Annotated in this window: 22 protein-coding genes; 9 read left to right on the top strand and 13 right to left on the bottom strand. The window is 68.7% G+C overall.

Going from position 1 to position 25,152, the window contains the following annotated elements; all coding sequences use genetic code 11:
- Positions 1 to 100: 100 nt before the first annotated feature.
- The gene (locus ACQY5G_RS06800) at positions 101 to 1,231 is read right to left on the bottom strand and encodes a hypothetical protein (RefSeq protein ID WP_428278217.1); all 1,131 of its coding nucleotides are present in this window, start codon (positions 1,229 to 1,231) and stop codon (positions 101 to 103) included.
- Between the two features lie 90 nt (positions 1,232 to 1,321).
- Between ACQY5G_RS06800 and ACQY5G_RS06805 the strand changes: the two genes are divergently transcribed.
- Genes ACQY5G_RS06805 through ACQY5G_RS06820 form a run of 4 tightly spaced genes read left to right on the top strand, consistent with a single transcriptional unit; the run spans position 1,322 to position 6,829 of the window.
- Positions 1,322 to 2,488 (top strand): acetamidase/formamidase family protein, encoded by a 1,167-nt coding sequence (locus tag ACQY5G_RS06805; RefSeq protein ID WP_428278219.1) that lies wholly within the window; start codon positions 1,322 to 1,324, stop codon positions 2,486 to 2,488.
- Positions 2,489 to 2,516: 28 nt separating this feature from the next.
- Entirely contained in the window at positions 2,517 to 5,174 is a 2,658-nt protein-coding gene (locus tag ACQY5G_RS06810) for a DUF5916 domain-containing protein (RefSeq protein ID WP_428278221.1), read from the top strand.
- A 48-nt stretch (positions 5,175 to 5,222) separates the two neighbouring features.
- Positions 5,223 to 5,927, top strand: coding sequence for an SDR family oxidoreductase (locus ACQY5G_RS06815; RefSeq protein WP_428278223.1), 705 nt, complete (start codon positions 5,223 to 5,225; stop codon positions 5,925 to 5,927).
- Entirely contained in the window at positions 5,924 to 6,829 is a 906-nt protein-coding gene (locus ACQY5G_RS06820) for a deoxyribonuclease IV (RefSeq protein ID WP_428278225.1), read from the top strand. Before ACQY5G_RS06815 ends, ACQY5G_RS06820 begins: the two co-directional genes overlap by 4 nt.
- A gap of 2 nt (positions 6,830 to 6,831) precedes the next feature.
- Here ACQY5G_RS06820 and ACQY5G_RS06825 read toward each other — a convergent pair whose 3' ends face one another.
- On the bottom strand, positions 6,832 to 9,414 hold the full coding sequence (locus ACQY5G_RS06825) for a CehA/McbA family metallohydrolase (protein ID WP_428278227.1): 2,583 nt from the start codon (positions 9,412 to 9,414) through the stop codon (positions 6,832 to 6,834).
- Between the two features lie 123 nt (positions 9,415 to 9,537).
- Here ACQY5G_RS06825 and ACQY5G_RS06830 point away from each other — a divergent pair, with 123 nt between their 5' ends.
- The 4 genes from ACQY5G_RS06830 to ACQY5G_RS06845 all read left to right on the top strand — a co-directional run bounded on the left by ACQY5G_RS06830 (position 9,538) and on the right by ACQY5G_RS06845 (position 15,234).
- A complete protein-coding gene (locus ACQY5G_RS06830; RefSeq protein ID WP_428278229.1) occupies positions 9,538 to 9,699 on the top strand; it encodes a hypothetical protein in 162 nt (53 codons plus the stop codon).
- A 71-nt stretch (positions 9,700 to 9,770) separates the two neighbouring features.
- Positions 9,771 to 11,390, top strand: coding sequence for an N-acyl-D-amino-acid deacylase family protein (locus tag ACQY5G_RS06835; protein WP_428278231.1), 1,620 nt, complete (start codon positions 9,771 to 9,773; stop codon positions 11,388 to 11,390).
- 53 nt (positions 11,391 to 11,443) lie between these two features.
- Positions 11,444 to 13,108, top strand: a complete 1,665-nt coding sequence (locus tag ACQY5G_RS06840) for an amidohydrolase (protein ID WP_428278233.1) — start codon at positions 11,444 to 11,446, stop codon at positions 13,106 to 13,108.
- Positions 13,105 to 15,234, top strand: a complete 2,130-nt coding sequence (locus ACQY5G_RS06845; protein WP_428278235.1) for a CehA/McbA family metallohydrolase — start codon at positions 13,105 to 13,107, stop codon at positions 15,232 to 15,234. The genes ACQY5G_RS06840 and ACQY5G_RS06845 overlap by 4 nt, the downstream gene beginning before the upstream one ends.
- A 22-nt stretch (positions 15,235 to 15,256) precedes the next feature.
- On the opposite strand, the gene ACQY5G_RS06850 is transcribed toward ACQY5G_RS06845, so the two are convergent.
- From ACQY5G_RS06850 to ACQY5G_RS06870, 5 genes are all read right to left on the bottom strand, one after another.
- On the bottom strand, positions 15,257 to 16,135 hold the full coding sequence (locus tag ACQY5G_RS06850; protein WP_428278237.1) for a sterol desaturase family protein: 879 nt from the start codon (positions 16,133 to 16,135) through the stop codon (positions 15,257 to 15,259).
- Positions 16,135 to 16,368 (bottom strand): hypothetical protein, encoded by a 234-nt coding sequence (locus tag ACQY5G_RS06855; RefSeq protein ID WP_428278239.1) that lies wholly within the window; start codon positions 16,366 to 16,368, stop codon positions 16,135 to 16,137. The genes ACQY5G_RS06850 and ACQY5G_RS06855 overlap by 1 nt, the downstream gene beginning before the upstream one ends.
- On the bottom strand, positions 16,358 to 16,930 hold the full coding sequence (locus ACQY5G_RS06860; protein WP_428278241.1) for a TetR/AcrR family transcriptional regulator: 573 nt from the start codon (positions 16,928 to 16,930) through the stop codon (positions 16,358 to 16,360). The genes ACQY5G_RS06855 and ACQY5G_RS06860 overlap by 11 nt, the downstream gene beginning before the upstream one ends.
- 95 nt (positions 16,931 to 17,025) lie before the next feature.
- Positions 17,026 to 18,372, bottom strand: coding sequence for a type II toxin-antitoxin system HipA family toxin (locus ACQY5G_RS06865; RefSeq protein WP_428278243.1), 1,347 nt, complete (start codon positions 18,370 to 18,372; stop codon positions 17,026 to 17,028).
- The gene (locus tag ACQY5G_RS06870; RefSeq protein ID WP_428278245.1) at positions 18,369 to 18,695 is read right to left on the bottom strand and encodes a helix-turn-helix domain-containing protein; all 327 of its coding nucleotides are present in this window, start codon (positions 18,693 to 18,695) and stop codon (positions 18,369 to 18,371) included. Before ACQY5G_RS06870 ends, ACQY5G_RS06865 begins: the two co-directional genes overlap by 4 nt.
- 266 nt (positions 18,696 to 18,961) lie before the next feature.
- On the opposite strand from ACQY5G_RS06870, the gene ACQY5G_RS06875 reads away from it, so the two are divergent.
- The gene (locus tag ACQY5G_RS06875; protein WP_428278247.1) at positions 18,962 to 20,371 is read left to right on the top strand and encodes a CapA family protein; all 1,410 of its coding nucleotides are present in this window, start codon (positions 18,962 to 18,964) and stop codon (positions 20,369 to 20,371) included.
- 1 nt (position 20,372) lies between these two features.
- Here ACQY5G_RS06875 and ACQY5G_RS06880 read toward each other — a convergent pair whose 3' ends face one another.
- From ACQY5G_RS06880 to nthA, 6 genes are all read right to left on the bottom strand, one after another.
- The gene (locus tag ACQY5G_RS06880; RefSeq protein WP_428278249.1) at positions 20,373 to 20,651 is read right to left on the bottom strand and encodes a type II toxin-antitoxin system Phd/YefM family antitoxin; all 279 of its coding nucleotides are present in this window, start codon (positions 20,649 to 20,651) and stop codon (positions 20,373 to 20,375) included.
- A 6-nt stretch (positions 20,652 to 20,657) separates the two neighbouring features.
- On the bottom strand, positions 20,658 to 22,034 hold the full coding sequence (locus tag ACQY5G_RS06885) for a 6-bladed beta-propeller (RefSeq protein WP_428278251.1): 1,377 nt from the start codon (positions 22,032 to 22,034) through the stop codon (positions 20,658 to 20,660).
- A 191-nt stretch (positions 22,035 to 22,225) separates the two neighbouring features.
- Positions 22,226 to 23,281: a hypothetical protein gene (locus tag ACQY5G_RS06890; RefSeq protein ID WP_428278253.1), complete on the bottom strand. Its 1,056-nt coding sequence runs from the start codon at positions 23,279 to 23,281 to the stop codon at positions 22,226 to 22,228.
- A gap of 84 nt (positions 23,282 to 23,365) precedes the next feature.
- The gene (locus tag ACQY5G_RS06895; protein WP_428278255.1) at positions 23,366 to 23,797 is read right to left on the bottom strand and encodes a nitrile hydratase accessory protein; all 432 of its coding nucleotides are present in this window, start codon (positions 23,795 to 23,797) and stop codon (positions 23,366 to 23,368) included.
- Entirely contained in the window at positions 23,794 to 24,450 is a 657-nt protein-coding gene (nthB, locus tag ACQY5G_RS06900; RefSeq protein ID WP_428278256.1) for a nitrile hydratase subunit beta, read from the bottom strand. The genes ACQY5G_RS06895 and nthB overlap by 4 nt, the downstream gene beginning before the upstream one ends.
- Complete coding sequence (gene nthA, locus ACQY5G_RS06905) at positions 24,447 to 25,109, bottom strand: nitrile hydratase subunit alpha (RefSeq protein ID WP_428278661.1); 663 nt, start codon at positions 25,107 to 25,109, stop codon at positions 24,447 to 24,449. The genes nthB and nthA overlap by 4 nt, the downstream gene beginning before the upstream one ends.
- Between the last annotated feature and the right edge of the window lie 43 nt (positions 25,110 to 25,152).

Below are 25,152 nucleotides of genomic sequence, written 5' to 3' on the forward strand. Positions count from 1 at the left end.
TGAAACGGCGCCACCCGGTGAATCCACCGCTCACCGGGCTCGCTGCACACATGGTCGTGCCTGAGCCTCCGAAACGGGTTGGTCCCGGTCCTGCTCCGGTTCAACGGAGGGTGAAGCGCTGCATCCGCCGGCCGGTGGAGGCCTCTCCCACGTAGATGTTGCCGTGCGAATCCACGCTCATCCCGTGCGGACGCAGGAACTGGCCCAGCTGGCGTCCGCCGCGGCCGAACTCGCCGACGATCTCGAGGTCGCTGCGGCGCAGGATCCACACCTTGTGGTTGGTGCCGTCGGCGAGGTAGAGCCAGCGCTGCTCCGGGTCGTGAGAGAAGGCGACGACGAAGGCCGAACCCGAGGCGCGTGTGGCGGGCGCCACGATCTTCTCGGCCCGGAACGCGCCCTCCTGATCGAACACCTGGATCCGGTTCCCGCGGCGGTCGGCGACGTAGATGAGGCCGTCGTTCGATCCGATGAGGCCGTGCACGGTGGAGAACTGGCGGGGCGGCTCCGAGTCCGGCCCCCGCCCCGCATAGTCGTACTCGTAGGCGTCGTCCGGCGGCTCTCCGTAGGCGCCCCAGTGGCGCAGGTAGGCGCCCGTCTCGCCGTCGAACACGACGACGCGGCGGTTCTGGTAGCCGTCGGCGATGAAGACTTCGTTGTCCTCGGGGTCCACCCAGATGCCGGCGGGGCCGCCGAGAAGCTCGGTGTCGTCGCTGCCGGCGTTCTCGTCGTAGCGGCCGATGGTCATGATGAGGTCGCCGGAGCGCGTGAACTTCATGACCCGGTGGTGCCGGTAGGTGCCCACCCACACGTCGTCGTTGTGGTCGACGAAGATGCCGTGCGCGTTCCGCGGGAACTCCGCGATGTCCTGCGTGGCGGGATCGCCCCAGCCCTGGACGACATTTCCCTCGGGGTCGAACTCGACCACGACCGGGGCCGGGACGCAACACGTGCCGATCGGCGGGTCCTGCACGGCGGATGTCTCCTCCGGCGTCAGCGACTCCGGGATGTGCGTCACCCAGACGTGATCGCGCGCGTCGACGAACACGCCCGTGATGGATCCCATGATCCAGAGGTCCGGCATCTCGCGCGGCCAGCCCGGATCCACCTCGAACGATGGCACAGCGTCCGCACCGCCTGCACCGGCCTCTCCGGGCGCGCCCGCTTCCGGCTCCGCGCACGCCGAGAGAAGGACCGCAAGAAGGAAGATCGCGCGCCGGATGCCGTCTTTCATCGCCGTCCTCTGCGTTCTGTCCGGGGTCGTTGCCTCCCGGAACGGGAAGATCCACTGTACACGCTCACCTTCAGCGTGGGAGAGCGTTCCATGTCGCGTCAAATGAGGCCGAGCCTGGCGGCACTGGGATGCACGCTCGTCCTGGCGTGCGCGCCGCCGACGAACGAGACGAACGAGCGGACGGTTGGCGCGACGGCCGGGGAGATCGAGGCGGACCACTTCCTTCCGTCGCGGCCGGAGACGCTCAACTGGGGCTGGTTCCCGATCGACAAGGAACCGGTACTGCGGATCGCCTCGGGCGAAACCGTGCGCATGCAGACCCTGACCCATGTGGGCGCGACGCAGAACGAGGACCCCGTCGAGTTTCTGACCGGGCTCGGCGTGCCGCGCGAGGAGATCCTCGACGACGTCATCGACTTCTGGGCCTCGCGCGAAGGCCGTCCCCGCGAGGGGCGAAGCGGGCACGTGATCACCGGCCCGATCCACATCGAGGGGGCCGAGCGCGGCGACATGCTCGAGATCCAGGTCCTCGACGTCGAGACGCGCGTGCCGTGGGGCGTGAACTCCACGAGCGGCCGCGGCGGGGTCTTCTCCCCGAGCTATCCCGGCGCCCGCGAAGAGGACGAGGCGCTGGACATGCCGCCCGCCCGTCACCTGATCCGGACCGGAGAGGTGGACGGTCGGGAAGTCGCCTTCTTCTCGCCCGACATCCAGGTGCCGCTGGCGCCCTTCATGGGGATCCTCGCCGTCGCCCCCGATCCGGTCGTGGGCGAGCCGGGCGTGACGGTGCCCGGCGTCCAGGGATCGCGTCCGCCGGGCGCCTTCGGCGGCAACCTCGACGTGAAGGATCTCACGGCCGGGACGACGGTGTATCTCCCCGTCTTCCACCCGGGGGCGCTCTTCTACGCGGGCGATGGGCACGGTGCGCAGGGCGACGGGGAGGTGAGCGGCACCGCGATCGAGCAGTCGCTCACCGGCGTGTTCCGGTTCGTCGTGCACAAGGGGGTGACGATCCCGGCCCCTCGCGCCGAGACCCCGACCCATTACCTGATCATGGGCATCGATCTCGACCTCGACCGCGCCGCGCGGGAGGCGACCCGCCTCGTGGTGGAGTTCCTCGTCGAGCAGAAGGGGCTGACGCCCGACAAGGCGCTTTCCCTCGCCAGCATCGCCGTCGATTTCCGGGTGAGCGAGGTCGTCGACCTCACGCAGGTCGTCACCGGTTTCATCCCGAAGGACATCTTCCTTGAGCGCTGACGGTTCGCGCAGAACCCGAGCTTCCGGTTTGCGCAGACCGCGGGCTGCCGGTGCCGCACGACGCATCTCGGGGGCCGTCGCCGCGATCGTCCTGCTCCTGCTTCCCGCGGGCGAGGCTCTCAGCGCGCAGGGTCTGGGCCCGGAGGACCGGCAGCAGCTCAGGGCCACGCGCGACACGGATCGGTCGCTCCAGCTGGATGGCCATCTGGACGACGCGGTCTGGGCGCGGGCGGAATTCGCGACGACGTTCTGGCAGCGCGAGCCCGACGAGGGCGAGCCGGCCACGCGGCGCACGGAGGTCGCATTCGCCTTCGACGACGACGCGCTGTGGGTCGCCGGGCGCATGTACACGGACGATCCCGACGGCATCCAGGCCTACCGCACGCGCCGCGACCAGAACACCGGTTCGGAGCGCCTGCTGGTCTCGCTCGACCCCTACCTGAACCGGCGCACGGCGGTCTCCTTCGGGGTGAACGCGGCGGGGAGCCGCACCGACTGGTACCACCCCGAGGACAACGTGACCAACCGCGACTACACGTGGGATCCCGTGTGGTCGGCGCGCGTGCAGCGCGACTCGCTCGGGTGGACGGCCGAGATGCGCATGCCCTTCTCGCAACTCCGCTTCAACGGCGATGAGTCGGCGTGGGGCGTGAACATCAACCGCTACATGCCCGACGTCCAGGAGAACCTCCTGTGGGAACTCGTCGTTCGGAGCGAGCCGGGATGGGCCTCGCGCCTCGGCGACCTCACCGGACTCGAGGGCGTGCGGGGGAGCCGCGGGATCGAGTTCCTGCCCTACGTGGCGGGCGACCTGCGCACGCCGACGGGCGGCCCCATGGCGGGCGTCGTGACGCGGAGCGAATCCCGCGTGGGCGCGGACTTCAAGGTCGGCCTCGGTTCGAGCCTGACGCTCGATGCGGCCGTCAACCCGGACTTCGGACAGGTCGAGGCGGACCCGGCGGTCGTGAACCTGACCGCGTTCGAGGAGGTGTTCGAGGAGCGCCGCCCCTTCTTCACGGAGGGGCGCCAGCTCATGGAGGGACTGGGTCCGCGCTACTTCTACTCGCGCCGCATCGGGGCTCCGCCGCCGGGACGGGCCGTGGCCGACAGCGTGGTCGCGCCCGATCAGACGACGATTCTCGGGGCGGGGAAGGTCACGGGCCGGCTCCCGGGCGGGACCTCCGTGGGCGCGCTCTTCGCCGTCACGGGTCGCGAGGATGCCCGGGCGTTCCACCTCACGCAGCGCCCGGGCGCGACGGACACGACCGAGAGCGCCGTGCCGGTGGCCCCTCTGAGCGCCTTCGCGGTGGCGAGACTGGAGCAGGAGTTCGGGGAGGAGCGTTCCACGGTCGGCTTCACGGGGACCACGCTCAGCCGCGAGGGCCGTCCTGAACTCGCCGGGCTCCTCCCGTGGCGCGCCTACGCCGGGGGCACGGACTGGAACCTGCGCTTCTTCGGGGGCGAGTACGAACTCACGGGGCATGCGGGGTTCTCGCACCTCAGCGGCAACCCCGACGCGATCCTGCGGGTGCAGCGCTCGAGCGCGCGTTTCTTCCAGCGTCCCGACCGCAAGACCGCGCGGCTGGACCCTTCAAGTTCCACGCTCTCCGGATTTACCGCGGCCCTCGGGATGGAGAAGGTGGGAGGGCGGCGCTGGCTGTGGCGCGTGCGAGGCGAAGCGATCTCGCCGGGCTTCGAGATCAACGATGTGGGTCAGATGTTCAACGCGGACCGGCTCACGGCCGAGGCCGACATCGCGATCCGCGAGACGATCCCGACCGCGTTTGCTCGCGCCTGGCAGGTCGGCCTCACCTCGGCGAGTTCATGGAACTTCGACGGCGTGCGCACCGAGACGACGCTCGGGGCCCGGGCGACCGCGACGTGGCACAACTACCTGCGCACGACGCTCGAGGGCGGATACCACCCCCGCGCGCTCAGCGACCACCTCACGCGCGGCGGTCCCCTCATGGAGACGCTCGCGCGCTGGCAAGCGGGTGTCGCGCTCGCCACCGACCGCTCCTTCCGGACCGGCTTCCGTCTCATGGGGTCCTACGGACGGGACGAGATCGGTGGGTGGGCGTACGAGGCGAGGGGTGCGCTCACGCTGCGCCCGGGGTCCGCGCTGCAACTCGAAGTCGAACCCAGCTACCGGCGCGAATCGGAATCGCGCCAGTACCTCACGACGCTCGCCGGCGGTCGGCGGGCCACCTTCGACCGGCGCTACATCTTCTCCGCCATCGACCGCAGCACCCTCGCCCTCCGCCTTCGCGGCGCCTACGCCTTCGGACCGGACCTCACGCTCGAGGCCTATTTCGAGCCGTTCGCGGCGAGCGGAAGCCGCCACGGCCTGGGCGAACTCCTCGAACCCCGCCAGCGACACCTGCTCCTGTACGGCGAAATGGGATCCAGGATCGAGCGCCGACGCGACGGGTCGTGGGACGTGACGGAGAGCGGACGGTCGTTTACCCTCCCCGACGGCGACTTCAACATCCTCTCTCTCCGGAGCAACGTCGTCCTCCGCTGGGAGTGGCAGCCGGGGAGCACGCTCTTCCTCGTCTGGCAGCAGGATCGCTCCGATATGCGAACGTCGGGGGAACTCGTGGACCCCGGACGCCTCGTCGACAGCCTGCGCGCCGGTGGCCAACACGTGTTCCTGCTGAAGATCGCCTACTGGCTCCCGATCTGAGGAGACGAGAAGCGCAGCAGCCTTGAAAGGGATGGAATGGGACCGGACATGACGGGCAGGGTCGCGCTCGTGACGGGCGGGACGAAGGGTATCGGGCGTGCGATCGCGGAGCACCTGCTCGGGGCCGGGGCCTCCGTTGCGATTTGCGCGAGGACCGAGGCGGATGTGCGGGTGGCCGATGCCGAACTCGGCGAGCGGGCGCTGGGCATCGTGTGCGACGTGGCGGATGCGGACGCCTGCGAACGGATGGTCGAGGAGACGGTGGCCCGCTTCGGACGGCTCGACATCCTCGTGAACAACGCCGGGCTCGGGATCTTCAAGCCGCTGCGGGAGATGAGCGTCGAGGAGTGGCGACTCCAGATCGACGTCAACCTCGGCGGCGTCTTCTACTGCTCCAGGGCCGCGCTCCCGCACCTGAGCGCGAGCGGCGACGGGTTCATCGTGAACATCGCCTCGCTCGCCAGCCGGCATCCCTTCTACGGCGGTACGGGATACAACGCGAGCAAGTACGGGCTGCTCGGGCTCACGGAGGCGATGCTGCTCGACGTGCGCTACGACGACGTGCGGGTGAGCATCGTGATGCCCGGGAGCGTGGACACGTACTTCAACGGCCGGGAGCAGGTGCCGGAGCGGACGTGGCGCCTGCACGTGGACGACTGTGCGGCGGCGGTCATGCAGCTCCTCTCCTATCCGAAGGAAGCCCACGTGAGCAGGGTCGAACTCCGCCCGTCGCAGCCGCCCCGCCGCTCGTGAGCGAGCCGCCCGACCCCGGACCCGTCACGGCCGGGCACGACGACCGCGACGAACTCGGCGCCCACGTCTCGGTGGCGGGGGGCGTGCAGAACGCGCCACGGCGAGCGGCGGAGATCGGGGCGGTCAACTTCCAGCTCTTCACCAAGCAGCCGAACCGCTGGGCCGAGCCCGGCATCGACGAAGAGACAGCCGCGGCGTTCAAGGCGGCGCGCGACGAGCACGGGATCGCCGTGGCCGGAGCCCACGACTCCTATCTCATCAACCTCTCGACGCCGAACCGCCGGTTGTGGCGGATGTCGCAACGCAGCTTTCAGGCCGAGTTGGAGCGCTGCACGCGCCTCGGGCTCGACTTCCTCGTCACCCACCCCGGAAACGCAACGGACGGCGACATCGAGGAGGGGCTCGTGCGCAACGCCCGCGGCGTGACCGAATCGCTGGAGGCCGTGGAGGGCCCGACCCGCGTCCTCCTCGAACTCACCGCGGGCGCCGGGACAACCGTCGGGGCGAGCTTCGAGAACCTTCGCGGCATCCTCGACCGGATCCCGGAGGCCCAGCGGGGACGCGTGGGCATCTGCTTCGACACGTGCCACGCCTACTCGGCCGGCTACGACCTGGTCGAGGACTACGATGGCGTCTGGGAGGCCTTCGACCGCGTACTGGGCCTCGAGCTGCTCGGCCTCATTCACGTGAACGACTCGCAGCACCCCTTCGACTCCCGCAAGGACCGCCACGAGTCGATCGGAGAGGGGACCCTCGGCGAGGGTCCGTTCCGGCGGCTGATGCGGGACGCCCGCCTCCGTCACGTCCCCAAGATCCTGGAGACCCCGAAGGGAGAGGACGGCGCGGACGCCGACATCCGGAACCTCGCCCGCCTCCGCAGCTACCGCGAACGGAGTCGCTGAACTCAGCGGCCACCGGCGGCCTGGTCCCGGTAGAGGCGGAGACCCTCCTCGAACGTCGCGATGACTTCGGCCTTGTGCGCCGGGTCGTCCCAGCGGTCCATGGATTGGAGATCCTCGATCGTCCGCTCGATCCAGCGCACGAAGAACGCGGCGTCCTCCCGCGACCGGATCGGCTCCCCGTCGGCGATGATGAAGACCGGGTTCGTGTGCGCGAACAGATAGCTGTCCATGGCGCCGTGCTGTGCCGGCCCGAGGACTCGCGCGGCGATCCATCCGCTTCCATCCATGCGCACGTCGACCTCCGCCTCCAGCGTCCGCCCGTCGCCGCTCGCTTCGACCGTGTGGATGATCTCGCCGTTCCGGATGATGTCGAGGCGCTCCATCTCGAACAGCGAACGGGCCGTCACGGCGACCGCCACGCTCTCGCCGCTCGAGACCGCGAGTTCCCCGCCCATCCCAATGCCGTCCACGTCGAGCGTGAGGATGGGACCGCTCGTCACGAAGGCGTGGCCGGCGGCTATTGCGTCCGCCCACTCGTCGTAGTCGAGCTCCTCCTCCCCCGTGTAGACGTACGACCGCGTCGTCCCCACGGCCGGGTGCCGCCACATGTCCGTCATCGCGTCCGTTCCCGCGGTGGCCGGGATCCGGGAGCCGGTGTTGAGCAGACGGTACCAGATTGCGGCCGTCCCCAGTTCATCGCTCCAGATGCAGGAGACGTCCACGAAGTCGGCCAGCCCGAGGATCGCGTCGACGGGCAGTTCGCGCGCCCCGGCGGGCGCCGGGTCCGGCCCGCGGTGGCTGAGCCCGAACGGGTGCACGTAGCCGCCGATGCCGCCCTGCTCGTGCACGCGGCGCAGGACGGCCGCGTTATCCGGGTAGAGTTCGCGGAACGCCGTCCCCTCGTAGCCGATGTAGAAGGGCGTGATGAGCTCCACGAGGTTCAGCAGCGACATGTGGGCGAAGAAGTTCGGCCGGTACTCCTCGTTGTAGTAGACGATCGTGCGCGGGTCCGGATGCGGGTGCGGGTGGCCGAGGAAGTGTTCCAGATCCTCGACGCGGCTGTTCGCCCAATAGTTGGCGATCATCCCGTTCGCCACGTTGAGGTCTTCCGCCAGCGCCTTGTTCCCGAGATCGAGCGGCGTGACGAAGTAGTGTCCGCCGTAGTTCGGGTGGATGTGATTGTCCCCCGAATACCAGCCGTCCGCGGCCATGTCGATCCAGCGCTCGAGCCGCACGTCGACGTTCGTCCATTCGCCGGCGCGCACGTCCGCCGTGCGCATGACGGGTTCGTACTCGAAGCCCCGCCACACCTCCAGTTCGGCCGTCCCGACCGGGAGGGTGACGGAGAAGCTACCGTCCGTGTGGAAGTAGTAGTCCTCGGGCCCGCTCAGGACGCGGGGAAAGCTGCCGTCGGGGAAGTAGCTCCGACCGTCCGACGCTTCCAGGTAGATGCGGGAGGGGACGCGCCGTCCGCTCGGGTCGCTGACGCGGACCTGCACCCGGCCCATGGGCTCGGACCACGCGTAGTCCTCGATGGGCACCGGGACGGGATCGCCGCCTCCGCGCCCCGTCGTGTAGAGCCCGAACCCCATCCCGCCGTCGATCGTCCGTTCCTGGCCGTGCAGGCCCCCGTTCCGCGCGTAGACGAGGCGCTCCCCGTCCGGCGACCAGGAGGGGAAGTACTCGTCGGTACGGGTATGCGTGAGGCGGACCTGCTGGATGCCCGGGCTGGAACGGTCCTGCGCCGCCGACGCCCGGTACGTCGGGACCTGGTAGATGTCGTTGTTCCCGGAGGCGTCCGTCACGTAGGCCACCGAGCCGCCGTGCGGGGCCACGACGGGCGAGGCCTGGTAGTTCGTCTCGATGCGGATGAGGAGTTCCGCATCGCCGGTGTCCGCGCTCCACCGCCACAGCGAGCCCGAGCCGAGCGCCGCCTCGCCGCGCTTGGAGACGAAGACGATGTCGCCCGTGTCGCCGATCCAGTCGCCGGCCATGTCGTTCGCCCCCGGGTGGGCGATGACCGACTCCAGCGCTCCCGTCCCCAGGTCGTACGCCCACAGATCGAACGTCCCGTCCCGTCCGGTCGTGAACAGGATCCTGGAGCCGTCGGGGGAGAACCGCGGCCGCATGTCGATGGCGGGATCTTCCGTCAGCCGGCGGGATTCTCCGCTCTCGAGGTCGAGCAGGAAGATGTCCAGATTGAGGTCGATGTCCGCGGCGTAGGCGATGTGTCGGCCGTCCGACGACCAACTCGGCATAGAGTGGTAGCCGTCCCCGGACGTGAGCTGCCGCGCCACGCCCCCTTCGGCGGGGACCGCCCAGATCCGCCCCTGGTAGGCGAAGGCGATCGACGCGCCGTCGGGCGAGAACGCGGGGTAGGTGGGCGACGCCGTGACGGGGGGCGGGAAGTAGCTCTCCATGTACATCTTCCCCGACCCGCCGATCCCGCTCATCGCCGGATACCCGCCGGGAAACGGCCCCGGATACCGCTCCGCATCCTGCCCCGCGAGGGGCGGGGCAGCGAACCCGGCGCCAGCGATCAGAAGGAATCCGAACAATCGAAGAGCGCGCGGCATCGGCGTCATGTCAGCCTCCGGAGTGGTAGAGCCAGGATGCGGTCCCCAACACTGGCCAGCGTGTGCGGTTGCCGCCAGACGACGCCCGGTCGATCCTTCGAGAGACAGGAACCTGCGCCCATGGATTGGCTGATGAAGGAAGAACGCGACGCCGCAACCGAGGATACGGTCACGCGGCGAGAGACGTCTGACGGCGAAATCGACCGTGCGATCGAGGGGCTGATTGCTTTGCGCAAGGGAAACAGGCTGGACGGCATAAGCTGGAAGGCCCTCCGCGACTGGGGGCGGCGGTGAACGAACGGTGGGGCTGGCCCCTACGCCTTCCTGCGCCCGTGCTACTGGGACTGGGTCTCCTGGGGTGCGGGATGGACGCGGGATCGACGACTGCGGGTCCGTTCGACGTGCTGATCACGGGGGCGCGGATCGTGGACGGGGCCGGGAATACCTGGGTGCGGGGCGACGTCGGTCTTCGCGGGGACCGGATCGCGGCGGTCGGGAACCTCTCGGGCCAGCCGGCGGCGCGCACGATCGACGCGGCGGACCGCGTGGTGAGCCCGGGCTTCATCGACATGATGGGCCAGTCGAGCGTCGTCCTCATCACGGATCCCCCGAGCGCCGAGAGCAAGCTCCGGCAGGGCATCACGACCTATCTCTCCGGCGAAGGCGGGTCGGCCGCGCCCCAGAGCGACGCCACGCAGCCCTGGGGGCTGGTCGTGAACGGCGAGGAACTGCGCTGGCGGACGTATGCGGAGTACTTCGCGCACGTGGAGCGCATCGGGATCCCGATCAACGTCGTCCACGACGTCGGACTCACACAGGTGCGGCGCGTGGTCCTGGGCGACGAGGACGTACAGCCGACGCCGGAGCAACTCGAGGAGATGAAGGCGCTCGTCCGGCAGGCGATGGAGGACGGCGCCGTCGGGACCTCGACATCGCTCATCTATCCGCCCGCCGTATACGCGACGACGGAGGAACTCGTCGAACTCACGCGCGTCGCGGGCGAATACGGCGGCACCTACTTCACGCACATGCGGAACGAGTCGCACTCCGTCCTGGAGGCGATCCGGGAGGCGATCGAGATCGGCGTCCGCGCCGGCACCCCGGTCCACATCTACCACCTCAAGGCGGCGGGACGGGAGAACTGGCCGCTGATGGCCGAGGCCCTTGCCCTCATCGACTCGGCGCGCGTCGCCGGGATCGACGTGACGGCGGACATCTATCCCTACATCCGGAACGGGATCGGTCTCGGCTCCTTCCTCCATCCCCGCCACTACGCGGGCGGCACGGCGCCCTTCCTGGAGACGCTGTCAGACCCCGCGGTGCGGGCGGAACTCCGCCGCGAGGTGGAGACGACGTCGGACTGGGAGAACTGGTACCGCCATGTGGGGATGGACTGGGACAAGGTGCTGATCGTCTCCGCCCCCGACGAGGTGGACGCGCGGGTGATCAACCTCTCGATCGCCGAGGCGGCGGAGGTCCTCGGGACGGAGGAGTGGGAGGCGTTCTTCGATCTCGTGCAGGCCGGCGGCGTGAGCGTGAACCCGGAGAGCATGAACGAGGAGCAGAAGTGGCAGGCGCTCCGGGCCGAGTTCGTGATGATCGACACGGACGCCTCGCCGGTGAACCCCGCGACCACGGCGAGTTCCCATCCGAGGGCGTTCGGAGCCTTCCCGCGCGTGATCGCGAAGTACGTGCGCGAGGACCGAATCCTGAGTCTGGAGGACGCCGTGCGCCGCATGACGTCGCTCGCCGCCCGCCGGCTGGGGCTGGCGGACAGGGGCCTGATCGCGCCGGGGATGGCGGCGGATCTCGTGCTCTTCGACCCGGACGAGGTGCAGGACATGGCCCGGTTCGGGGACGCGATGCGCTATGCCGAGGGAATGGACTACGTGTTCGTGAACGGCGTGCCGGTGATCGATGACGGCGCGCTGACGGAGGCCCAGCCCGGCAGGCTCCTGCGCCGCGCGACCGGAGGGCGCCCGTAATGGCGAAGACTGTGCCTGGGCGGAACCGGACTGCTGTAGCGGTGCCTGGGCTGATGGCCCCGAGGCTGGCGGCAGTGGGACTCGTGGCGCTGGGGCTGGCGGCCTGCGGGACGCCCCGGCCCGAGGCGGCGGACCTCGTCCTCGTCGACGGCGAGATTCTCACGATGGGCGCGCCGGGGACCGTGGAGGCGCTGGCGGTGAGCGACGGCCGGGTGCGGGCGGTGGGGACGTCGGAGGAGATTCGCCGGCTGGCCGGGCCCGACACGCGCGTTGTGGAGTTGAACGGCCGGACCGTGATACCGGGGCTCACGGACAACCATTACCACGGCATCGGCGGCGGCCCGGGGGTCGACCTGACGGGCGCGCGCTCCCTGCGGGACGTGGCCGATGCGATCGCCGCCTTCGCGCTGGAGACGGCGCCCGGCGAGTTGATCGTCACGAACCGCGACTGGCACGAAGGCCAGCTCGCCGAGCACCGCCTCCCCTACCGTGACGATCTCGACGGCGCGGCCCCCGGGCAGCCGGTCGTCGTCGTCCGCGGCGGACACGAATATGTGCTGAACAGCCCGGCGCTCGCCCGCTGGGACATCGACGAATCGACGCCCGAGGTGCCGGGCGGCCGCATCGGTCGCTATCCGGACGGGCGGCTGAACGGCGAACTCGTCGACCGCGCCAAGGATCTCGTGACGCTGCCGGCCGCCGCGCCGCCCGATCCGGCGGCCGTGCTCGACGCGATGGCCGAGGAGTACGCCGCGCTCAACTCCCGCGGCCTGACCAGCGTCCGTTACCCGGGCGGCCCTCCCGAGCAGTACCGAGCCATCGAGCGGCTCAGGGACGAAGGCCGGCTCACCCTGCGCGTGAACTATGTCCTTCGCGCCCCTCGCGGGGCGAACGCACCACCGCTCGCCGATGCCCTCGCGACCTGGCCGGAGATGGGCGAGGGCGACGACTGGCTCCGCGTCGGCGGCGTGAAGCTCGGCGTGGACGGCGGCTTCGAGGGCGGTCTCATGCGCGAGCCGTACGAGGAACCCTGGGGCGAGGGCGGCACCTTTCGCGGTCTGCAGACCGTGCCGACCGAGCGCTTCATCGAGACCGTCCGCGAACTTCACCGTCGGGGATGGCGGGTGGCGACGCACGCGGTGGGCGACGCGGCCATCGATCTCGTCCTCGAGGGCTACGAGGCGGCGAACGCCGATGCGCCGATCGACGGTCTCCGCTGGGTCGTCGAGCACGGATTCCTCCCGCGCGACGACCACTTCCCGCGCATGCGGGCGCTCGGTCTCTCCGTGACGGCGCAGAACCACCTCTACGTGGCGGCGCCGAGCCTCGTGAAGTACTGGGGCGCGCAGCGCGCCGCCTGGACCACGCCCGTGCGCGCCTACCTCGACGCCGGGATTCCGGTGTCGCTGGGCACGGATTCCCCCGTCGTCCCCTGGGACCCGTGGTGGATGCTGCACCACTTCACGACGCGCGGCACGATCAGCGCCGGCGTGCTCGACCCATCGCAGCGCATCACGCGGGAGGAAGCGCTGGAGGCGGTGACGCGAAGCTACGCGCACCTCACCTTCGAGGAGGAGGAGAAGGGGACGCTCGAGGTCGGGATGGTCGCCGACCTCGTCGTGACGGCGGACCACGTGCTGGAGTGCGAGGACCCATGCCTGGAATCCATGCAGGTCGATCTGACCGTCGTAGGCGGCCGGGTCGTGTACGAGCGGTGACCGCCCGCGTCCGACGGATCTGCCTTCTCGCCGGGGCCGGCCTCCTCGTCTCGGGAGCCGCGGGCCCGGTGGGGGAGGGAGCGCCTTCCCCGCCGCATGACAGCGATGCCCGCTTCGTCGTTGAACTCGAGTGGCCACGCGAGAACATCGCCCGCACGCTCGGCGTCGCCCGCTCGGAACTCGGCATGTACGGCCGCGGCAACCCGTTCCAGACGCGCGACATCGGCGACCGGACGTGCGTCGTCGGCCCCCTCTTCGCCCTCGACATCGACGACGCCTTCGCGTTCGATATCGATGAGCCCGTCGACCTCGTGGTCACCTACGCGCCGGAACTCACGGGGCCGTTCAGCGTCGGGTTCAACGACAACGGCGGCGACGGGATCGGCGAATCGGCCACGGTCGAACCCGAGTCCGGCGACGGCTCGACGCTCGCCACGGCCCGGGTGACGCTCGAGCGCGCCCGCTTCGCCGCGCACGGGATCCGCGACACGGACCTCGCGATCGGTGGCCCGGAGGGGATCGCGCTGTGCGACATCGAGGTCGTGCGGAGCCACGCCACGCCCGTCCCGGCCGGCTATGGCACGCTGCGCCTCACGGTGGAGGACGCGGCGAGCGGGCGTTCGGTGCCCGCGCGGTTCGGTCTCTACGACGAGACCGGCCGCGCCCCTCTCCCGTCCGAACGCTCCGTCCTCGTGCGCCGCTTCGTCGACGAGGTACGGCTCCTGTGGGTGAACCCGCGTACGTGGTGGCCCTCCGAGCACCGTCTCGCCTTCTACGTCGACGGGGAGTACGAGGCCCGGCTCCCGGTCGGGAGCTACGAACTCGTCGCGACGCGCGGCCCCGAGTACCGCGGCTATCAGCGGACCCTCGAGGTGCGCGCGGATGAGACGACCGATCTCACCGTCTCGCTCGAGCGCTACGCGGACCTCCCCGCGGAGGGCTGGTACTCCGGCGACTCCCACGTTCACATCGCGCGCGAGCACACGGAGGACGATGCCGTGTGGGCGCAGATCGCCGCCGAGGACATCCACGTCGCGAACCTGCTCGAGATGGGGAACATCGCCGTCACCCACTTCAAGCAGCCGGCGTGGGGTGAGGCCGGACAGTACGTGCGGGAGGGCCACGCGCTCGTGTCCGGACAGGAGGACCCGCGCACGGTCCACCGCGGACACACGATCCACCACAACCTGCAGCGTCCCATCCGCCAGGACCCCGGGTCCTACTTCCTCTACCACCGTGTGTTCGAGGCGTCCCATGCCCAGGGCGGCATCTCCGGCTACGCACACATGGGCCAACTCTTCAACGGCGAGCGAGGACTGGCGCTCGACGTGCCGTTCGACCTCGTCGACTTCATCGAGGTGCTCCAGGGCGGGCGTCTGTACGACGACATCTGGTACAGCTTTCTCAACCTGGGCTTCAACGTCCGCCCCATCGCGGGCGCCGACTACCCGTACTTCGGGCCTACACTGCCGGGGGTCGAGCGGACCTACGTGAAGCTGGACGGGCCGTTCGCCCCCGGCGAGTGGTACAACGCCTACCGTTCCGGCCACACGTACGTGAGCAACGGGCCCTTCCTCGATTTCCGGGTGAACGGGCGGGAGATGGGCTCCGAGCTTCGCGTCGCGCGCGGGGATAGCCTCGAGGTCGTGGCCGCGGCGTCGCTCAACCCCGACATCGACGGATTGAACCGGTTGGAACTCGTCGTCCACGGCGAGGTCGTCGCGAGCGTGACCCGGTCGGCCGGGGACGCCGACAGGCTGCGCCTCGCCACGCGCATCGAGGCGGACGAGAGCCTGTGGGTGGCCGTGCGCGCGTTCGGCGACCGCGACGGGGCGCGCGACATGACCGTCGCGCACAGCGCCCCCGTGTTCGTGGTCGTGGACGACGAACCGTGGTGGAAGCTGGAAGCCGTGCCGGAACTCGTCGCCCGCCACCGGGCCAAGCTGCAGGAACTGCTCGACGAGCCGATCCGGCCCGCCGGCGATCTCGAATACTGGGAGACGACCCGCCTCCTCGAGGAGGAATGGGAGCAGCAGCGCCTCCGCCTCGAATCGCGCGTGCAGGAAGCCGACGCCCTCTACCAGTCCCTCCTCGACCGCGCCCGCGCCGCCGCGCCCGCCCGCTAACGCAGCGTTTTGCCACGGACTGCTAGTCCGTCGCGCTCCAGCCCGGCGGCTTCACCAGTACCCTCAGCTTGTTCCCGACGCCCCTCGTCCGGACGATCGTCACGATCAGGCGCTGGATCCCGTGCAGGAACACGGTAATGGGATTGTTCGAGTTGATGGGCTGCCTGACGCCGTACTCCACCGGCTCGACCTCCGGTTCGAAGGTCCCGAACATGCGATCCCAGATGATGAGCATGCCCGCGTAGTTCTTGTCGCAGTACTGCCGGTTCGAGCCGTGGTGCACCCTGTGATGGGAGGGTGTGTTGAAGAGGAATTCGACCGGTCGCGGCAGCTTCCGGATCGCCTCCGTGTGCAGGATCGCCTGGAACTGTTGGACGAGAACCTCCGACAGCAGCACCAGGATCGGGTGATATCCCAGCATGACGATGGGGAAGGAGAAGAGGAGCGGGAACACCGCGTCCAGGGGGCCGAAGCGGTAGGCCACCGACATGTTGAAGTGGGGCGAGCTGTGGTGCACGGTGTGCGTGGCCCAGCCGACCCCGATTCTGTGCATCATGCGGTGATCCCAGTAGTACATGAGATCGGCCAGCAGGACACAGGTCACGATGGTGACCCAGTTCAGCGACAGGTGGGTCAGGCTGAAGTTCGCGTAGATCCAGAAGTAGAGCTTCGTGACGAAGAGGATGCCGAGCGCGTACTCGATGGCCACGAAACAAACGAAGGTGATGACGTTCGCCACCGAGTCGCCGATAACGTCGAAGCTCAGGCGCTTGAGGAAGGCGTAGCGAACGAGTTCAACGAAGAAGAAGGGGATGATCACGTAGACCAGGCTGAGATCGTTCAACACATGGAACCAGCCCATGACAGCATCCCAGTTGAGCGCGCTCGTGATGGCCTCCATCATCGCTCCTGACGTTCCAGCGGCACCCGGATCTCATCGTCCGCCGGATCGGCCGCTCCGACCCCACGCGCCGCGCCTTCGAACTGGAACCGCGTCTGCTCCGCCGCCTCGTCGAAGACTCTGGAGTCTTCTTCGGAACTCGCCAGGCGGGCCGCCCCGACAAAGGCGAGGACGATGATCGCGGTCGTCAGGATCTGTGCCGAAAACGGCAGTCGATTCGGCCTATTCGGCATGGCGATCCTCCCCGGCCCCTTCGGTCGAGAGCCCATCCGCGATGGTCTCCCAGACGAGATCCTGCGCCTGAACCACACCGAGTTCCCCATCGCCGACGGCTCGGCACGCGGCCCATATCAATCCATCGATACTTGCCACCACCCACGCGGTGGGGAGACCGGGTCGAATGAAGCCTTCCCGCCTGGTGGCTTCAACCAGGTCCGCCAACTCGGACATCTGCCGCTGGTAGGCTTCGACGATCTCCGGCTCGTCGTAGAGTTCGGCGGCCGAATTCAGGAAACGAAACGACTCGCCAGCGCCGACAACGGCCCGGGTGATCAGCCTCAGGGCATCGGTCGCGGTGCGCGCATCCGCCGCGGCGAGCCGGGTTGCCCTGTCCGTCTCGTCGATGGCTCGACTGGCCAGCGCCTTGAGCAACCCCGCACGGCTCTCGAAGTGGCGAAAAACCGTCGCTCGCCCGACCCGCGCGTCGACCGCGATCTGGTCGAGTGAGGCGTTCGGATTCCGCGATAGCGTCCCGCCGGCCGCCTCAAGGATCCGTTCTCTTGTCGCCAGTGCCATGGTGATATTCAATCATCTTGAATGGGACGCTAAAGTCTCGTGTATGTCGCTGGCATTGTCAACCGACGGGGAACCCATCGTCGACCGTCACCTCGTCATGAACGGGTGAGGCCGATCTCGCGCTCGAAGCGGTCGTCGAGGAACGCCGCCATGTCCGCGGGGACGCCCGCCGCGTAGGCGTGCGCCGGCCATCCGTCCAGCGCCTCCATCACCTCGTCGATGATGCGCCTGCCAGCCGCGGGCACGTCGAACGTGCGTCCGATCCTCAACAGGTCCGCCCGCCGGACATCGCGGAAGCGCCCGTTGACCGACATCTGGTGCTGCCGGGTCCACCCGTCGTTCTCCGCGTACGTCAGGTCGTAGGCGGGTGCGAGACGCCAGCGACCGGCGCGATCCATGAGGAAGGCGAAGTTCTTGACGTGATCGTCGAAGTTGACGGTCGCGACGTTTAACACCATGCGCCGGAACGCCTCGTTCACCGATTCCTGTCCCAGCCCGAGGGCGCGGATCGTGTCGAACCAGCCCTCATAGCTGAACACGAACTGATCGTTGAAGTCGATATGCTGGAGGCCGCCCAGACTGTGCAGGTGGAGCCGCCGGAAGGCCTCGTATCCGGCCGCCAGTCCCGTCCGGTCGCCGCGCGGAGGCCGGGCGGGCACGCGGTCGAAGCGTCGTGTCATGAAGTGCGCCAGGTCGCCGTCGCGGAACAAATGGGTCTCCGCAATCTCGATGCCGGCGTCTCGCGCGAGGCAGGAATACGCGAACTCGATGCGGCCCCAGGGACCGGGGTGGCGGTTGGCGCGCATACCCAGCCCGGATGCGTCGCGGCTCACGCCGTCGAACTTGATGAGCCACAACTCCTCGCCGGCTTCCGGGCATGCGAAGCCCGATCGCACGCGTCCCGTCTCGCGATCCCACAGAATCAGCGCCTTGGGCCGGGCGCCGCCCGCGCTTCCCCCCACCTGCATCATCTCCGGCACCGCGACCGACACGTCGCCCTCGATGACGCGCCTCGCCTCCTCGACGAGCGACCGCACCTCGAGTGCCTCCTCGGAGCCCGGGCCGGGCTCGTGTGCGGGCTGGAACTCCAGCGCGCCCATCGCGCGATCTCCCATGTAGAGCAGCCGCTGGAGCGGCGACAATGCGTCCTCCGGACGTCCCCGAGCCTCGAAGTAGCGCCGGATCACGGCGTTGCCGAACCGGTCCGGCAAGGCATCGGCGAACACGCCGGGAAGTCCGAGGAACACGGGTCTGCGGGCGAGTTCGGGAAAGGAGACCGGTCCGGAGCGAGCCAGCGGCAGGTGGATCGGGGAGATCTCAAGTCCGAAGTCCGCGAATCCGGGATCGTATTCGAAGGTGATCCGGCCGCCACGATCGGACTCGAGGAGGAGACCGACCTCGCGTCCCCACAGTCGCACGCGGACCGTGGTGTATCCGTTCACGACCCCGGCTCCGGCGGCGGCCGTCGAGACGCGCGCTGGCGTTGTTTGCCCTTCAACCGGTCGATCTCGTAGGGAGATGGCTCCGGTGGCGGGACGAAGGCCTCGAACGCCTGGATTCGCCCGAGGCCGCGCATGATCCGCACGAGCGTGTCGGTGCCCACGCTGTGGCCCGCCTCCATCCGGTCGATGGTGCGGGCTCCGACCCCGGCACGGGCGGCCAGATCCTTCACGCGAAGGTTCTGGCGCAGGCGTACCGTCTTCAGCCGCGCGCCGAGTTCCCGCAGCACATCCGGCGTACGGCTCGTTGAGACGATGGTTCCCATGTGCCGACCCTCCCGTCCGGCTTCCGGTCCCTGGCCAGGCGCGACCTGTGATGGTCGTATTCGCTGCGCCATATATGGCGTGTAAATGGCAAATAATCATACAACACGCCTTATGTGACGCATAAATTATAACCGTTATCGTATCGCTCTCGCCCTGCGACCGCCAGTCCGCGGCATCCTCCAGCCGCGGACGCATGCGCGCGTATCGGCTTTCTACGTACGTTGGCGAGAGGCACGGATGCCCGGCACGTCACCAGGAGGACCCCATGCGCCGTCCCACTCGTCTCGCTCTCGGTTTCGTTCTATCCCTCGCCGCTCTGGCACCGGCCGTCGGGTCGGAGATCCGGGCGCAGAGCCGTTCGCCCATCGACTCGGAAACCCGCTGGACGCTGTCCGCCGTGGGGGACGTGATCATGAACCGCCGCACGGCGCCGTTCGATCATCCCGGCGATCCGGGCTTCCACGACCTCGCCAACATCATCCGCGCGACGGACGCCGCCTTCCTGAACCTCGAGCAGTCGGTCTTCCGCCTGCAGGAGTTCACGGGCTGGCCGGCGGCGGAGAACGGCGGGAACTACGAGGTGGGTTCGCCCGAGACGCTCAAGGACCTCGTGGACATGGGGTTCAACCTCTACAACCGGGCGAACAACCACTCGACGGACTACGGGGTCGAGGGCATGCGCCTCACGAACCGGCTGATGGACGAGTGGGGCCTCATCCACTCGGGCACGGGCGAGAACCTCGGCTGGGCCAGCCGTCCCGGCTATCTGGAGACGCCGAAGGGCCGGATCGCGCTCATCGGGATGGCGTCCACCTTCACGCCCATGTCGCGCGCCGGGAAGGCCGGACCGACCGTGCAGGGACGGCCGGGGCTGAACCCGCTGCGGCTGAGCACGCGCTACGAGGGGTCCCCGGAGACGATGGCCGCGCTGCGGGAAGTGGCCGGGCGGCAAGGCGCAAACGTGCCGGACAACGCGGACGCACCGGTTCGAGTGTTCGGCGCGACGGTGTTCCCGGGCGAGGAGGATCGCGCGACCGTCTCACTGAACGACGAGGACCGCGAGCGGGTCCTGCACGAAGTACGAAACGCGACGGACCAGGCCGACTACGTCGTCGTGAACAGCCACTCGCACGAGCCCGGCAACGCCTTCATCACGGCGCCCGCGTGGATGGAGGAGTTCGCGCGGCAGACGATCGACGCGGGGGCGGTCACGTTCATCATCCACGGCCCGCACCAGTTGCGCGGAGTGGAGATCTACAAGGGACGGCCGATCTTCTACTCGCTCGCGAACTTCATCTTCCAGAACGAGACGATCGACCCCATGCCATCCGACCAGCGCGACCGCTACGGGATCCCGCTCGACCGGCTCGCCTCGGAGATCTACGACACGCGCTTCCAGGTGGACGAGGACGGGAACCCCACGACGGGCTTCCCCATCGGGTCCGAGTGGTACGAAAGCGTGGTCCCGGTCGCGACCTTCGAGGGGGAAGAGGTGGTGGAGATCACCTTCCACCCCATCGAACTGAGCTGGAAGGCGCCAAGAGGCAGGCGAGGCACCCCCCGGATCGCGCCGGAGGAACTGGGCCGCAGGATCATCGAGCACCTCGCCGAGCTGTCCCGCCCCTACGGAACCGAGATCGTCTACGAGAACGGCGTAGGCGTCTGGCGACGCTAGCTCACAGCCGGTCGGTCCGGTCCTTCGCCAGGGCCTGCGGAATGCTCGTCGACAGCTTCACGGGAGGGGTGTCGAGAATCGATGTGGCCGATCCCACGCGGGGCCGGAGGAGACCATCGCCAACCAGCCGGTCGCGGACGGCGTCGTCGCGCTCCGGACGGGGCGCCATCAACCGGGCGACCGGAACGCCCCCGTCGACGATCTGAACCTCGCCGCCCCGGCTGACGCAGCGAAGGTAACGCGAGAGATTGGCCTTGAGCCGATCCGCGACCGAACGCACGTTCCGTTACGGCGCAGCTTGTAACCCATTGTATGGCCCGGTCAGTTCATACACCTCCACGCGCTGGACGCCAAGATCGTCGGTGGATACAACGGTCAGCATGCCGTCGCTGATCTGCTCGATGCGAAACCTGGACGGCAGTGCGACGTGGCCCAGGAAGCTGCCGTCGGCCCCGAAGACATCGTGAAGAAGAGTCTCCGCGCCTCGAATCGCGAAGCGCCGCGCCCAGATCTCACCGCTGTCGGTGATGTGCAGTGAGTTCCAGGCAGGATGCCGATCGGGCACGGGCACCGTTTCGTAGCGTCGGAGGGCGGCCTCCACGTCGGCGTCGTCCAGGGGCTCACGACCGCCGGTGGAGGCGCGCACCCAGGCTTCGAGGTGAGCGTCGGTGCGAATCGGCGGCTCGCCGGCGAGGCGCACGATGCGCTCAAGGGCTCCAACGGTATCGTAGAGCGAGAACTCGTAGGACCGGCCCTTGGTCACGGCAACTCGTCCATCCGGGGATGCCGTGGCGACCGGCATGGGCGAAAAGGGGATTCGCATGAGCTGAATCGACACGTTGGTGCCGCTACTCTGGCTGGACATCGAGGTGGCCCGACCGGGAATCGTCGCGACGGTGTCGACAACGGCACCGGTCAAGTCGTATCGGACCAGGTACTCGACGCTGCTGCCCAGTGGGTCGGCAAGCGATTCGAGGGCGTCGTCCAAGCTTACGGCGTCTTCCGCCGAGGGAAGGTTCAGCGATCGTACGCGGCTGAGGAAGGTGTCCGGCCCAGCCAGGCGGATCGGCCGGATCATGGGGAGATCGCCGGGGCCCTTAAAGGTTGACGTTGCCACCAGTTCGCCCCCCGGATCGAAGCGGGTGATCCGCTCGAGCCGCGTGTCCACGGCGACGATGGCACCCTCCGCCGAGGGCCAGGCGCCCCCGAGACTCCGGAATTCGCCCGGTCCCTCTCCCGAGCCTCCGAAGGTTTGGATGTGGGCGCCCGCAGCGTCGAAGATACGGATCTCGCCGCTCTGTCCGTCGGCGACGATCAAGCGGCCGGTGCCATCGACCGCAACCGAGGCGATGCGCCCGAAGAGTACCTCGTCAGGGCCATCGATTGCGCCGATGGTAAGGATCGGTTCCGGGGCGAGGATAGCGTGGACGGTGCCGCTGGGGGGATTCGTGACGATTGCGACGCCCGCGGAGTCGGCGAAACGGGCTGAGGTGGGTGCGGGTTCCACGTTGTCGCCGCATGCGGCAAGAGATACGAGCGCACCCCATCGCCAAGGGCCGGTCGTTTGGAAACGGCGTGGTGCCCGCGGCAACCGTCTTCGCTTCATTTGCCGGTTCGTTCGCATTTTGCGGGAGCGGTCGACCTTGTCCTTTGCGGCGTCCACCAGGGCACCTCGTCTTGGCTTAAGCGCACGCGCGAATGGGAATGTAGCCGAAACCGAGTTGCGACGCGGGGACGAAGGGGACGAGCTGTCGCGCCCGTACGGAACGGAGATCGTCTACAAGAACGGCGGAGGCGTCTGGCGACGCTAGCTCCTGTCCCGAACCTCGGGACTTCGCAGCTACGCGCCGACGTCTAACGTGGGCAGCTTCGGCGGGATATCTCGGTGCTGAGCCGCAGACGCACGACGTAGTCGATGCCCAACTCATCCGACGCCACCACATGGATCACGCCGTCGGAGCCGACCTCGGTCACCGAGATGGCGTGGGGTACCGACGCGGAACCGACGTACACACCGCAGTTGTCCATGACATCCCAGGTCGATTCCGGGTCATCGCCCGCGCGCCGGGCCCAGATCCAGCCTTCGGGCGAGATGTCCAGTTCCGTCACATCCTTCACGGGGATACCAGGCGCGCGGAGCGTATCGCCCGCGATGGTCAGCTCATGCAGCCGGGGTCGATCAAGGTCGGCCAGCCAGACCGTACCCTCGGGCGAGATAGACCAGGCGACATGGTCGCGCTCGGGTCGCATCATCGTCAGGGTCATCGTCCCATCGCGACGACCACTCCGACTTCGGCTTGTTCGCGGTGGGCCACTTTCTACAACCACGCGCGCGTCGAGATGGAGCGTGTCACCGGATATCGCATAGTCCCGCGTCACCGCACCTCCGGCGACGTAGCTGTACGTGGAATCGCCGACCGATCTGAACTGTTGTTCGTATATCCGGCCGTGCCGGTCGGCAGCCACCACAATGGTTGCCATCACAGCCGGGAGCGCCGGGCCGAGGTCGCCTCTTGGCAGTCGCGTGTCTCGCGCATGCTCCACCCCGAGTGAATCCAGAACCGAGAGAAACATGAGGTCGTCGATCCACAGGAGGCCACGTCCTTCGTCCCATGTTAGCTGAGCAGGGAACTGGCTCCTGTGTCGCCTTTCGCCCGGGCCATCACCCTCAGGTGCGATCCGACGGATGAATCGGCCATCTCGGTCGAACAACCGCACGTCCCTCCAGCCGGGATCCAGCACGTAGATTCGACCGGATGAATCGATCGCGAGATCGTGGATATCCGCGAAGACATCGGGTCCCGACCCGTCGAAGCGTCCGAGGCGCAGTTCCTCAACCAGATGCAGTTCGGTGGTCTGGGCGGAAGCGGACGCCGTCCAGCCCACCGGAGCGAGCGCCATGAGCGCCACACGAGACGCTCCGTTGAGACGATTCATGGACCTCCAGACTCGGAAACGGTCAGCGGGATAAAGGCCCCGACCTGCCCCAATACCTCACAGCCGGTCGATCCGATCCTCCGCCAAGGCCTGCGAGAGGCTCGTCGACAGTTCCACGGGTTGGCCGTGGGGGGTGTGGCGATAGGCGTCCGCCCACGCCTCCTTGCGGTCGTCCAGCGCGGCGGACGTGCTCAATCGGCGGTCCACGACGAGTCGTTCGAGCGCGGCGACCCAGTGGTGATAGTACTGCGAGCCGTCGTCCGGTTCGCCGCGCGCCTCGGCCGCTGCGAGTTCGTCGGCGAGCGTCGCGGCCCACTCCTTCCAGGTGAAATGGCCCTCCTCGGAGAGCTTCACCGCGAGCGCGAAGGCCTGCGCCTGCCACGGCGCTTCGAACACCGGGCCGTCGTCGTCGGCGGGCAGCGGAGGGAGTGCCGCGAGACGTTCCGCGTCGACGCGTTCGGAGGGGCTGCGTCCCGTGCCGGTCGTCACGCGGGCTCCAGGTAGTCTTCCCACAGGTCGACGTATACCGCCTCCCTCGCGCCGCCACGCTCGCCCCACAGTTCCCGGGCCTCGAAGCGCACCGAGTAGACGTGCTGCGGTCGGCGGTCGGCGGGACGCCGTCCGTCCTCGTCCGTGTCCTGTAGCGCGTAGACGCCGTAGTCCTCGACCACCGTCCCCTGCCGCCCGCGGACGTAGCGCGGCTGCCGGGTGTGGCCGCGCGGGTGGAGGTTCCGCGCGCGCACCCGGTCGTCCAGCCCGAAGCGCGCGGGCAGATCCATGTCGAGGAGTCCGGCCCCCGGCGCCCCGGTGTTCGACGCCGGGAGGAGTTCCGGTCGGGGCGCCCCGGGATCCGGATAGCCGGTCTCCAGTTCGGTCTCGGAGATGAGGCCGCTCACGAGCAGCCGCGTCGTGATCATCCGGAACCAGCGCTCGTAGTAGGACATGCTCAGGTATTCGACCGGCGGGATGCTCTCGAGCGTGTAGCGGAAGGAAGGCCACTCGCGACCCCGGCCCCACGGGCCGACGGCTCTGGTCAGGGCGTAGACGCGCCCCTGCCAGCGGTGGTGGAAGACGGGTTCGTTCTCCTCGGGCTCGATCGGGCCGAAGCCGTCCATGCCGCCCATGTCGTGGATCGTGTTCACGCGTCGCCTCCCGGGTTGCCTCCGGACGGAGCCTCGACCCGGGCCACGCCGATCATCGAATCCCGGGTCACGATCTCCACCAGTTCTTCCTCGGTCATGCCCTCGGTGCCGGCCGGCCGCTCGGGGAGCACGAGATAGCGGATCTCCGCCGTGCTGTCCCAGACGCGGATCTCGACATCCTCCGGCACCTCGAGGCCGAACTCGCTCAGCACGTCGCGCGGCTCGATGACCGCCCGCGCCCGGAAGGGGGCGGACTTGTACCACACGGGGGGAAGGCCCAGCGTCGGCCACGGGTAGCACGAGCAGAGGGTGCAGACGACGAGGTTATGCACCTCCGGGGTGTTCGCGACCACCTTCATGTGTTCGCCCTGACCGCCGAGATGGCCGAGTTCGCCGATCGCCGAGGTCCCATCCGCGAGGAGACGTTCGCGGTACGCGGGGTCGACCCAGGCCTTGGCGACGACCTCGGCTCCATTCCGCGGGCCGATCCGGTTCTCGTACGTGTCGACGATCTCGTCCAGCGCCGCCGAGTCCACCATCCCCTTCTCCACGAGGACGGACTCCAGCGCCCGCACCCGGAGCGCGATGTCCGGCGGTACGTCCTGGTGCTCGTGATCGTGCTCGTGACTGTGGTCGCGTGACTCGTCCTGGTCGCCCATCAGCTTCCCCGGGGCGGCGAACGCGGCGGCACCCACCGCTGCG

Source organism: Candidatus Palauibacter sp. (genome assembly GCF_965261555.1).
GTDB lineage: Bacteria > Gemmatimonadota > Gemmatimonadetes > Palauibacterales > Palauibacteraceae > Palauibacter.

Bases quoted from the DNA above. Each gene is read 5' to 3' on its own strand.
- ACQY5G_RS06875 (WP_428278247.1), top strand. From the start codon at position 18,962: ATGCGCCGTCCCACTCGTCTCGCTCTCGGTTTCGTTCTATCCCTCGCC.
- ACQY5G_RS06825 (WP_428278227.1), bottom strand. From the start codon at position 9,414: ATGACGCCGATGCCGCGCGCTCTTCGATTGTTCGGATTCCTTCTGATC.
- ACQY5G_RS06850 (WP_428278237.1), bottom strand. From the start codon at position 16,135: ATGGAGGCCATCACGAGCGCGCTCAACTGGGATGCTGTCATGGGCTGG.
- ACQY5G_RS06830 (WP_428278229.1), top strand. From the start codon at position 9,538: ATGAAGGAAGAACGCGACGCCGCAACCGAGGATACGGTCACGCGGCGA.
- ACQY5G_RS06840 (WP_428278233.1), top strand. From the start codon at position 11,444: ATGGCCCCGAGGCTGGCGGCAGTGGGACTCGTGGCGCTGGGGCTGGCG.
- ACQY5G_RS06870 (WP_428278245.1), bottom strand. From the start codon at position 18,695: ATGGGAACCATCGTCTCAACGAGCCGTACGCCGGATGTGCTGCGGGAA.
- ACQY5G_RS06855 (WP_428278239.1), bottom strand. From the start codon at position 16,368: ATGCCGAATAGGCCGAATCGACTGCCGTTTTCGGCACAGATCCTGACG.
- ACQY5G_RS06815 (WP_428278223.1), top strand. From the start codon at position 5,223: ATGACGGGCAGGGTCGCGCTCGTGACGGGCGGGACGAAGGGTATCGGG.
- ACQY5G_RS06800 (WP_428278217.1), bottom strand. From the start codon at position 1,231: ATGAAAGACGGCATCCGGCGCGCGATCTTCCTTCTTGCGGTCCTTCTC.
- nthA (WP_428278661.1), bottom strand. From the start codon at position 25,109: ATGGGCGACCAGGACGAGTCACGCGACCACAGTCACGAGCACGATCAC.
- ACQY5G_RS06860 (WP_428278241.1), bottom strand. From the start codon at position 16,930: ATGGCACTGGCGACAAGAGAACGGATCCTTGAGGCGGCCGGCGGGACG.
- ACQY5G_RS06835 (WP_428278231.1), top strand. From the start codon at position 9,771: ATGGACGCGGGATCGACGACTGCGGGTCCGTTCGACGTGCTGATCACG.
- ACQY5G_RS06805 (WP_428278219.1), top strand. From the start codon at position 1,322: ATGTCGCGTCAAATGAGGCCGAGCCTGGCGGCACTGGGATGCACGCTC.